Here is a 13,230-nt window from a genome sequence, read left to right as displayed (position 1 = left end):
CCACTTACTATCTAATAGAAATTAATTTTCAATTGATGCTTCTTCTAATGGTTTCTTGCTTTCATCAATCTCTATTAGATCATCTTCTGATTTTGATAATTCTTCTTTTTGATTTTTCAACTCTTCGACATATAAGTTATCTAAATGAACAAATGTCTTTTTTGCTTTGTATATCAGTGATATTAATAATAGAAAAAGTCCGTATAAACCAAATACAACTGCTATTGCAGCTGTAAGATTGGTTCCTGGATAATGGGTATACATTTCGGGATAAAATTTTTCAATTCCTAATTTTACAAAATCGACTAGAGGACCTGCTAGGAAATAGGCTATTGGCGCTGCTATACCTACAAAAAATGAGACTACTCCCATTATTCTTCCTTGCTTTTCTACTGGAATCAATGCTTGTAAGAATGCCTCACTAACCACCATTTCTACAGTAAAAAGTGCCATTAATATGATTCCTCCTATTGCTAGTGAGTATTGACTGATATAAAGAAAGATTGCAAAAAATACTATACTTTTTACAAAACCTAGATTAATGATAGTACTCATTGGTCGTTTAATTCCTTTGACTACTCCTACAAGTATTCCGCCTACTAAAGCCCCCAATCCTGCACAAGACATCACAATACCTAATACATACTCATTAGAAAAATCTAAAACTAATGGTGTAAATAGTACACTTATAAAACCTATTAAAAAAGACATTAGGAAAAAGAAAAAAATGAAACTTTTAAACCCTGGTTTTTCTTTTATAAAGGACTTTACTACCTCTAAATCTGCTCGTAAATTAAATTTTTCGCTAGATCTTGCGACTACTATAAATCCTAATAAAAGAAAGGCTACTACCGAAATCAAGAAAGTTACTGCATCAATAAAAAAGATACTTTTTATACCTATAAGTTTATATAATACTGGGGCTAGTATTGGTACTCCCATCTGTACCACGCCATACATTGTACTAGACATACTATTAGCTTTAACTAACTTATCTTTGGTAACCAAAGTACTTGTCGATGCCTGAAACGCATCAAAAACAAACATACTTGCAATTGATCCAATTCCTGCTACAATCATAATATGCCAAGCTTGTAATAACGCAAAATGATGTAAGATCATAAGGGCAACACTTCCTACACCTGCTACTACCTGTCCCCATACAATCATTTGTTTTTTATTCCATCTATCTACTAAACTACCTATAAAAGGAGCAAGGACAACTCCTGGAACTGCTTCAAAAAACCATACTAAGGAATATGAACTAACACTAGATCCAGGTTGATCTAATATCCATACACTTAATGCAAAATCTGTTAAATCCGTTCCAAATAGAGATAGTATTAAAAAGGATAAATAGGTTATATATTTTTTCATCTACTCGTTTTTATGCTAATAAATATTTATGTTTAAAATCTATTTTACTAATTCATTTGATGAGATTACTTCTCTAGAGGTTAGATAATCTGTAACTTCTTTTACAAAAGGCGGCCTTAGTATCGTCTCATGATCTTCTGTAAGATGTTTTATAATTACAGGTTGTGTCGTTAATTCCTGCCATCCATAAGCCGTACTCTCTTGTTTCTTAATCTCTTCTGCATCTGATCCATCATTTGCTTTAAACAAGATAACTTTAGCATCTAATTTTTGATCTATTTCTGCTGTATATCGACACTCTTCATTAGCCATCACTACTCCTATTACTCCTTTCATTTGAGATTCTGTGATCGCTATTTCAGAAGTTCGAATTAAAGAATATAATACCTCTAACTGTTCTTCTTTTGATTTATTTTCGAACTGTGAGGAATCGGTTGCTATATCTGTATCATATTCTGTATTGATTCCTTTAATCATATGGCTTAAAAATTCCTTGAACTCTAATGTCGTCATTTCCTCTGTTTCTTCTGTCGGAGGAGGGGTATCAAAAATCAATAACTCTACTACCTCAAATCCTTTATTTCTTAATTGTAATGCCATTTCTACAGCTATATTTCCTCCAAAAGAGTATCCTGCTAAGGTATAAGGACCAATCTCATCAATTTTTTGCATCTCTTTAATATACAATACTGCCATTTCTTCTACTGTTCTAAGGATTGGTGATTCTCCGTCCATCCCAGAGGATTGAAATGCATAGAATGGTTGTTGAGATCCTAAAGATTCGCTAAGGTCTTTATATATCATTACTGTACCTCCTAATGGATGTACACAGAAAATAGGTCTTTTACTTCCTTGTGTATTAAACTCTATAAGGATTTTATTTTCTGTACCGTCACCTGAAACAATTTGCTCGCTAAATAATGCTATTGTTGGGTATTGGAATAGGTATGAAATATTCATCGCTTTAGAAAACTCTTTATTGATAATAACCATAAGTTTCATAGCTAAGATAGAATGTCCTCCTAAGTCAAAGAAGTTATCGTGTATTCCTATTTGTTCGATTCCTAGTAATTCTTGCCAGATAGTAACTACTTTTTGCTCTACATCATTGGTAGGTGCAACATACGTTTCTGTAGAAAGAGCTGATAAATCTACTTCTGGGAGTGCTTTTTTATCAATCTTACCATTGATATTCAGTGGCATTTCATCTAGCATAACCCATAATTGAGGAACCATATATTCTGGTAATTTCTCTCTGAGGAATACTCTAACAGAGTGCTTATCTATATCTTCTGAGGATGCTATATAACCAACTAATTGAGTAGTACTATTAATATCTTCTTTGCATAATACACAACAGTTTTCTACTAATGGCATACTTGATAATACTGCTTCTATCTCACCTAATTCTATACGATATCCTCTAATGTTTATTTGATCATCTTTTCGACCTATAAATTCTATAGTACCCTCTGGATTCCATCTCCCCAAATCCCCTGTTCGATATACAATTTCTCCTTCTCTAAAAGGACTCTCTATAAAACGTTCTTTGGTTAATTCTGCCTTGTTTAGATATCCTTGGGCTATACCAGATCCTCCTATAAGAATCTCTCCTGACACTCCTGTTGGTTGTAATTCTAATGATTGATTGACAATATAGATTACTCTATTAGTAATTGGTTTTCCTATCGGGATGGTAGAAGATTCTATATCTGTAATACTATGATATGTAGCACATACTGTACTTTCTGTAGGACCATATGTGTTATAAATAGGGATTTCTGAATACAAATTAGTAACATACTCTGGTTTTAATACATCTCCTCCACTGATTAGGGTACGAAGCTTAAGCTTAAAATCATCTTTAACGGTGTTTAGATATTGTACAAAATATGGACTGGTACTTAACAAGGTAATTTCTTCTTGTTCACATATCTGTAATAATGCATCAAAGTCTTTGGCTGATTTGGCTAAGTATAGTACTCCTCCACTTATTAAAATAGGAAAAATTTCTTCTACAGAAACATCAAAAGAAATACTGGCTTGCTGTAGGATCTTATCATCTGATTGAAGATTAAAATAAGAACTAAACGTTAGCGCATAGTCATATAATGAATGATGACTAATCAAAACTCCTTTGGGCTGCCCTGTAGTACCTGAGGTGTAAATTACATAAGCTATATCCTCTGGACTAGGGATTAATAAGGTTTTGGATATTCGTGTTTCGATTATTTCCCAGTCTTTATCTATACATATAAAAGTTATATCGTCTTTATCGCCTATACTTAATGATTGTTTTTGATCTGTTACAAAAACAGAAATAGCACTATCCTCTATAATATAATGGATTCTATCTTTAGGAGATTCTGGGTCTATAGGTACATATGCACTCCCTGATTTAAGAATACCCATAATCCCTATTATCATTTCTAAAGAGCGATCTAAACAAATACCGACTAAATCACCTGTTTTAACCCCTTGTTCTATCAAGTAAGCGGCTAACTGATTAGAGCGTGTATCTAATTCTGCATAGGTCATTGTTACATCTTCAAAAACAGTTGCTATAGCATGTGGAGTATGTATTACTTGGTCATTAAATACACTAAGTATTGTTGTTTTTAAAGGATAATCTACAGTAGTCGTATTAAAACCTGTAGTTAGCAAGTCATGCTCTTTTTTAGAAAATATACTAATATCCTTTATTTTACTTTCTTCTGGTAGCGTGATTAACTGATGTAAAACAACCTCAAAATGAGATGTAATCATTTCTATATAATACTCAGAAAGCAAGTCTTTAACATATTGAAAATCTATTTCTAGTTCCTTGCCTAAACTCGCTGTTATCGTAAATAGATAATTCGTTTGTTCTTTTGCTTCTATCGTTTTTATTTCTAATAAACTTTCTTCTTCAAAAAGAGTATCTGAGATAGGATAGTTTTCAAAAACTACAATACTATCGAATAGGTCTCCTTTTATTGTACTATAGCTTTGGATTGTAGATAGACTAGTGTATTGATGTTCTCGACATGCTGTGTGTCCTGATTGTAGTTCTAGTAACTGTTCTACAATCGATTTATCCTTATCTATATTTGCACATAATGGTAGTGTATTAATATATAAACCAACTTTACGCTCTGAGTCTTCCATATCCGTTGATCTACCTGATACAGTTGCTCCAAAAACTACATCCTCAGTATTCGTATATCTAGATAGTAATAATGCCCAAACTCCCTGAACTAAAGTATTAACCGTTAATCGATGTTTCTGAGCATAATCTTTTAATCGCTCTGTAAGAGCTTGATCTATAATTAATGTCTCTTTTCCTTGCTCACTGGTTTCTGTATTTCTAAGAGGTGTTGGTGCTATAAAAGGTAATAATGTAGGGGTATCTAATTTTTCTAGATAGTGTTTCCAGAACTTTTCTTCTTCATATATATCTTTACCACCTATATATTTAATATAATCTTCAAACAGATCTTCTTCTACTACTGGTAATTGCTCTCCTTTGGTAATCGCTTCATATGCATTCATAATCTCTCCCATGATAATAGAAAACGACCATCCATCCATCAGTATATGATGATTTGTAAATATCATTTTAAAAGTATTTGCTGATGTTTTAATCATGGTCACCCTCATTAATGGAGGTTTATCAAATACAAAAGGTGTGTTCTTATCTTTTTCCAAAAAGTCAGCAAATAATTCCTCTTGTTTGGATATACTATATTGAGTATAGTCTAATTCTTCAAAAGGAAGTGTTACTTTTTGATACACTCGTTGAAGTGGTATACTAAATTCTCCATAGATAAATGCACTTCTTAATATACTATGATTTTGAAGAACATAATCCCATGATGCTTTCATTACTTCTACATCAATCGTCTTAGAAAAGTTTATCACTAATTGCTCTATGTATGCATTAGAGTTCTCGGTAAAAACACCATGAAACAACATCCCTTCTTGGAGAGGACTCAATTTGTATAAAGGAGTAAGAGTTGTTTTTCCTTGATGTGTAATCTGTTCTAATGTAGCTGCATATGTATTAAAATCATGATAATCGATTTCTTTTTCTAAACCATAATCTGACGGAGTCAATTCTCTTTTTTCTTGGTCTGTACAATGGGTGATGATCTTTTTAAGATTTTCTAAATATGTTTTTGCAAGTTTTTCTATAGTATCCTGAGAGAATTTTTCTTCAGAAAAGCTCCATCCCATCGTTAACTCTCCTCCTGCTACTGAACTATTAATTGCTAAACTTTCTGGGACTGGTGTCATATCTCCAATCTCAGAACCTGGTGATTCTAAAGCTGCATCCAACCAATCACTTTTTTGTACTGTATTATCTAATTGCCCTAGATAATTAAAAACAACATCCCAAGAAGTATTAGATAACTGCTCTCTGATATCCTGAGAAGGATGCATATATCGCAAAGCACTATATCCTATTCCTTTATCTGGGATACGTCGTAATTGTTCTTTTATCGATTTAATCAACTCTCCTAAAGAAATCTTACTTGTTACTGATAACGAAACTGGATATAAATTGGTAAACCATCCAACAGTTCTACTATTATCTATGGTTTTAGATATATGTTCTCGTCCATGGCTTTCCATTCCGATAACCAATTTATCGGAGTGAGTCCATTCTGTTAGTGTTAGTGCTAAACAGCATAATAAAATATCGTCGATCTCTGTACCATACGCATGGTATACTTCTTTTAACAAAAGAGAAGTATACTCCTTATCTAATCGAATTGAGTATTCTATCAGATCTTTAAATTTAGAATCTTTATCTTCATTATCCATTGGTAATGGGATATAATCATCTGATATAGATTTCCAGTATGGTAATTGTTTTAATACTGAAGTATGAGTTGCGTATGTTCTAAACTCAGTAACCCATTCTCTAAAAGAGCTTCCTTTTACTCCAAGGTTAATTTTTTCTTCTTTTTCTAGAGTTTCTAATATGGTATTAAAATCGTCTAATATAATTCGCCATGATACGCCATCTACTACCAAGTGATGTGCTACAATGAATAAACGGTTCATTTCTTCTGTATCTGGAGTTTTAATCAAAACTACTTTAAAAATTTCTCCTGTACTAAGCTCTAATCCTTCTTGATATGAGGTGCATGTTTCTGTTATCAAATCAGAGATATCTCCATCTACGTTTTGCAAATCAACAATTTCTAATTCTCCTGTATGGTTCTTATATTTTTGAATCCATATATCTTCTTCCTGATGGTATGAAAAACGTAATGCATCATGATAGGCTATTAATGCTATAGTTGCTTGTTCTAAATATTCTTGCTCTATTGTTTTTGATACCGCTACAAAAATTGATTGGTTAAAATGTGAATCTGTAGCATATCCTTCTTCAAAATACCATTGCTGTATTGGTGATAAAGCACAATCACCTTCTAAGACTCCTTGTTCTCCTTTTATTTGATCTATCTTTTTCTCAACCACTTTGGATAAACCCGATAGCGTTTGATATTCGAATAAGTCTTTAGGTTGTAAGTGATATCCATAACGTTTAAGTCTACTCACTACCTGAATTGTAATAATTGAATCCCCTCCCAAGTCAAAGAAATTATCATGTATACCTACTTGCTCAACTCCTAATAATTCTTGCCAAACAATAGCTAAATGTTCTTCTATCTCATTTCTTGGAGCTTGATAAGTTACTGTAGAAAGTTTTGATAATTCTATATCCGGAAGTGCTTTTTTATCTATTTTTCCATTAGTAGTCAAAGGTATTTCATCTAGCATAATCCATAACTTCGGAATCATATATTCTGGTAACTTATCTCTAAGAAATTCTATGACTTGTTGTTTATCAATCTCTTCTTGTGATGCTATATAACCAACTAATTGAGTAGTACTATTAATATCTTCTTTGCATAATACACAACAGTTTTCTACTAATGGCATATTAGATAATGCTGCTTCTATCTCGCCTAGTTCTATACGATATCCTCTAATGTTTACTTGGTTATCTTTTCGACCTATAAATTCTATAGCACCTTCTGAGTTCCATCTACCCAGATCTCCTGTTCGATATACAATTTCTCCTTCTCTAAAAGGACTCTCTATAAAACGTTCTTTGGTTAATTCTTCCTTATTTAGATATCCTTGGGCTATACCAGATCCTCCTATAAGAATTTCTCCTGACACTCCTGTTGGTTGTAATTCTAATGATTGATTGACGATATAGATTACTCTATTAGTAATTGGTTTTCCTATCGGAATGGTGGAAGATTCTATATCTGTAATACTATGATATGTAGCACATACTGTACTTTCTGTAGGACCATATGTGTTATAAACAGGGATTTCTGAATATAAATTAGTAACATACTCTGGTTTTAATACATCTCCTCCACTGATTAGGGTACGAAGCTTAAGCTTAAAATTATCTTTAACAGTGTTTAGATATTGGACAAAATATGGACTGGTACTTAACAAGGTAATTTCTTCTTGTTCACATACCTGTAATAATGCATCAAAGTCTTTAGCAGATGTCGCTAAATGTAGCGCTCCTCCACTTATTAAAATAGGAAAAATCTCTTCTACAGAAACATCAAAAGAAATACTGGCTTGCTGTAGGATCTTATCATCTGATTGAAGATTAAAATAAGAACTAAACGTTAGCGCATAGTCATATAATGAATGATGACTAATCAAAACTCCTTTGGGTTGTCCCGTAGTACCTGAGGTGTAAATTACATAAGCTATGTCATTAGGAGATACCACTTCTGTTATGATTTCTGTAGATTTTTCAGAAACCTCTTCCCATTTTTCATCTAATAGGATCGAAACAATATGTTCATTTTCTTCGGTTGTATACTTGTGAGCATTTGCCGAGCTTGTTACAACTACTGATATATCTGCATCTCTTAATATGTAATCAATACGCTCTTTTGGATAAGTAGCATCTATGGGCACATAGGCTTTTCCAGATTTTAAAATAGATAGTATCCCTACAATCATTTCTGTAGAGCGCTCCATACTAATCCCTATAAATTGTTGTTTAGTTCCTGCTATTTTATGAAGATAAGATGCTAAGGAAGTTGATCTCTTATCTAATTCTTCATAACTGATACTTTTTCCTTCAAAAACTAAAGCTGTTGCTAGAGGTGATTGTAGTACTTGATTTTTAAAAAGATCTATAATTGTTCTTTCTGAAGGGTATACGACCTTAGTTTCATTAAAAATATCCTTCAATTGATCTTTCTCCTTAGTAGGTAACATTGATAAACTTCCTATTGATGTTTTAGAATCTTTAACAATGCTTCTCAATAATTCTTCAAAATGTATAAACATTTTCTGAATGGTATTTTCCTTAAATAACGCTGTACAATATTCTATATTAAAGAAAATTTCCTTACTACTAGTCATAGCTGTTAATGTAATCTCAAACTGTGCTGTATCTTCCTTAAAATTATACGAAGAGAGTTTCAATCCTTCTATAATAGAAGCTGTTGTTTCTTCTGTTTCTAATGAGTCTTGTACTGTAAACATTACCTGAAACAAAGGACTAATACTTCTATCTCTTGTTGTTACGACTTTATCTACTATTTTCTCAAAAGGCACTTGCTGATGGTCATATGCACCTAGAGTAACTTCTTTTACCTGATGTAATAATGCTGTAAATGTTGGCGATTGGCTCAGATCGCTTCTTAATGCTAAGGTATTAACAAAGAAACCTATAACATCTTCTATTTCACCCTGAGTTCTATTAGCCACTGGAGTACCTACACAGATATCTTCCTGACCACTGTAGCGATATAACAAAACTTTAAAAGCTGTAAGCAGAAGCATAAATATTGTAACATCTTCTCTCTTACTCATTGCTTTTAAAGCATCACTCAACTCCTCATCTAATGTAAACCCAATGTTTGTTCCTTCATTACTCTGGATAGAAGGACGCGTATAATCTATAGGAAGATACAACGGAGATGTTCCTCTTAATTGGTTACTCCAATATTCTAACTGTCTATCCAATACATCTCCTGACACGTATTTTCGTTGCCATAATGCATAATCAGCATATTGAATTGATAATGGAGGTAATTCAATTGTACTCGTAGTGCTTAATGCATAATATAGATGTGTAAACTCTTTGATCAAAATGTTATTAGACCAACCATCACTAGATATATGATGAAATACTCCTGCAATTACATAAGAGTTGTTTCCTAAATCATATAACCTCATTCTAAACATATAGTCTTTTGATAAATCAAATGGGGCTATTAGGTAAGTGTTTACATGGCTTTCTAAATCCTCTGGATTTTCTAGTCTAACAATCTCTATACTCCAATCATCTGAAGGTATAATTTTTTGGTAACCAACACCATCTTCTTTATATATTATCGTTCTTAGTACCTCATGACGATCAACAACAAGTTTAAAAGAGTTTTCTAGAATTTGTATATCTAATTTCCCTTCCAATTTCATTACTACAGGCAAATGGTATGCTGTACTGCCTTCTAACTCATCAATAAACCATAATCGTTCTTGGCTATAGGATAAAGGTATTTTCTCTGTTCTTTCCTGAGGTACTATTTCGGGTAGCAATACTCCTTTTGCTTGCTTTTCTATATGAACGCTTAATTCAGATATTTTAGGGTATGTAAATACATTCTTCACTGTGATCTCTATTTCCATCTCCTTACGAATTCTAGAAACTAGTCGAGTCGCTAACAAAGAGTGCCCTCCCATATCAAAAAAGTTATCTTGTATCCCTATTTGTTCTACCTCTAATAAATCTTGCCAAATAGTTACTAGTTGCTTTTCTGTTTCGCTTTTAGGTGCTACATACTCTACTTTAGATAACTGAGTCATTTCTGGATCAGGTAAAACGGATTTATCTATTTTACCATTACTGGTTAGTGGCATCGAGTCTAAAGAAACCCATAATTGAGGAATCATATACTCTGGTAAACGAGTCTTTAAAAATTCTTGAATAGTATGTTTTTTAAACTCTCCGTTGGTTACCACATAACCAATCAAACGATTCGTTCCTAAATTATCTTTACTAGCGAGTACACAACAACTTCTGACTTCTTCATTCTCTAATAAAATACTCTCTATCTCTCCTAATTCAACTCGATATCCTCTGATTTTTACTTGATCGTCTTTACGACCTATAAATTCTATCGTACCATCAGGCAACCATTTTGCTAAATCTCCTGTATGATAAATTTGTTCTCCTTTAACAAAAGGGTTAGGTACAAATACTGCCTGAGTTAAATCTTCTCTATTCAGATATCCTTTGGATACTCCTAATCCACCGATACAAATTTCTCCAATAACTCCTTTTGGCACTAAATTATAATAACTATCTATGATATATATCTGAGCTGTATTGATAGGGCTACCGATAGTTATAACTTGATCTGGATTTGTAATTTTAGATACTGTAGACCATACTGTACATTCTGTTGGACCATATTCATTATAGATAGGTATATCAGAATATGTATCAAAATGCTTAGAAACAATTGATTTACTTAATGCTTCTCCTCCTAGAATCACACCTCTAAATTCTGTAGCATCTAGTATTCCTTCATCTACTAAAAACTCGTAATATGTAGGTACACACAATATGAGATCTATCTTAGTATTCAATAGGTTTTTTATTGCTGATGGATCACTAATTGATGATTCTGTAGGGATTATTAAACGCCCTCCTGTAAGTAGTGTTCCTATGATTACTGATACTGAAGGATCAAAAACGAAAGATGGTAATAGTACCATTGACTCAATAGTGCCGTAATAAGAAAGTCTAGAATGTGCTAATGCTAATAAATTCTGGTGAGAAACTAGTACTCCTTTGGGTGTTCCTGTAGAACCTGAAGTATAAATTACATAGGCTGTATCTGTTGCCTCTATCGTATTTATATCCCTTTGCGTTACTATATCGTTAGCATAGGTTTCATTTTTATCTAGTAAAATAAAATCTATACTTTTTTGATTGATTAAACTATCTATACAATTACTATTACTAAGGATGATCCGGATTTGAGTATCCTGGAGCATATAATCAATCCGTTCTGACGGATAATCGGGTGAAATCGGAACGTAGGCTCCTCCTGATTTTAATACTCCCAGAATACCTATAATCATTTCTAAAGAACGATCAATACAGATTCCTACAAAATCGTTTTTAGAAATTCCTTTTTGTTGTAAACATAATGCTAGATCGTCTGTTATTTTATCTAATTCACTATATGTTACTGTTGTTTCTTCAAAAACTACGGCTATAGCATTTGGAACAAGAGTTACTTGTTCTTGGAATAAATCTAATACTGTCTTTTTTTCTGGTAAAGTAAATGCTTTAGGGTTAAAATCATACAACAATGTTTGTTTGTCATCTTTTGTTAATATACCCAATGCATTAATTTTAGTATCAGAATCTTTGATAATCCCTTTTAACAATTCTTCATAATGCTTCGATAGATTTATAATTGTTTCTTCTTTAAATATATCTGTACAATATTCTATATCTATTTCAAAACCAGAATCACTTTCTGATATTGATATTGTAATATCAAAACTAGATATTTTTCTTTCATAATTATAAGGTGATAATGTCAATCCATCTAATGTCATATCACCCTGATGAGCTAACTTATTCTGAAATACAAATAATACCTGAAATAATGGACTGATACTCATATCACGAGTTTCAATGACATGGTCTACCACTTTTTCAAAAGGTGCAGACTGATTTCCATATGCTTCTAAAGTAGTTTTCTTTACTTGTTGTAAGAAATTCAGAAAGGATATATTCTCTTCTAAACTATTTCGTAATACTAGAGTATTTACAAAAAAGCCTATTAAACCTTCGGCTTCTTTTTGAGTTCTATTAGCTATAGGAGTCCCTACACAGATGTCTTTTTGTCCACTATATTTATATAGTAATACATTAAAAGAAGCCAATAGCATCATAAATGTAGTTACTTTTTCTTGTTTACAAATCTTATATACCCCTTCTTGTATGCCTTTATCTAGTGAAAACGAAATACTAGTTCCGTTAGAACTTTGCACTGAAGGTCTAACATAATCTGTAGGTAATAATAAAGGAGTTGCTCCTGTTAACTTCTCTTTCCAATAGCTTAATTCTTTCTCTAAAACTTCTCCTTGTATATGTTCTCTCTGCCAAATAGCATAATCTGCATACTGTATCGATAATGGTAAGAGTGTGGGTTGTTGTTGCTGTTTAAGAGTGTTGTACAGATATACAAACTCATTAACAAAGATCCCATCTGACCAACCGTCACTAGCTATGTGATGAAATACTCCTGCTAATATATATTCTTGTTCTCCTAAACTAAATAAGCACATTCTAAACATATAATCTTCTGATAGATCAAAAGGCTGAGCGATATACTCTTCTAATTTTTCTGATATCTCTTCTGCTTTTTTAATAGAAATCTCATCCATTTTCCATTCATCAGCTGGTATTGAGTATTGGTATCCTATTCCATCATCAGATGTAATTACGGTTCTTAAAATTTCATGTCTAGATATAATTGTTCTAAAAGAATTTTCTAAAACTTCTTTATCTATATTTCCTTTTAGTTGTAATAATATAGGTATGTGATATCCTAAACTCCCTTCTAATTGATCTATAAACCATAGTCGTTCTTGACTAAAAGATAGAGGTACTTTATCTGTTTTCTGATATGATATTATTTCTGGTAATACGTTTCCTTTTGTTGCCTCCAACATATGAACGCCTAATTGTGATACTGTTGGATACATAAAAATTTCTCTAATCAAAATTTCTACTTCCATTCTTTTTCGAATCATGGATACCAAACGAGTTGCTAATATAGAATG

2 protein-coding genes are annotated in these 13,230 nt (G+C 32.4%); both read right to left on the bottom strand.

All coding sequences use genetic code 11. The features are described from left to right. Positions 1-21 precede the first annotated feature (21 nt). Complete coding sequence (locus tag N456_RS14425) at positions 22-1,377, bottom strand: MFS transporter (RefSeq protein WP_062058659.1); 1,356 nt, start codon at positions 1,375-1,377, stop codon at positions 22-24. Between the two features lie 39 nt (positions 1,378-1,416). Next, positions 1,417-13,185, bottom strand: coding sequence for a non-ribosomal peptide synthetase (locus N456_RS14420; protein ID WP_158447897.1), 11,769 nt, complete (start codon positions 13,183-13,185; stop codon positions 1,417-1,419). Between the last annotated feature and the right edge of the window lie 45 nt (positions 13,186-13,230).

Source organism: Aquimarina longa SW024 (assembly GCF_001401755.1).
Taxonomy (GTDB): Bacteria; Bacteroidota; Bacteroidia; order Flavobacteriales; family Flavobacteriaceae; genus Aquimarina; species Aquimarina longa.
This window is presented reverse-complemented; position numbering and strand designations above follow the sequence as displayed.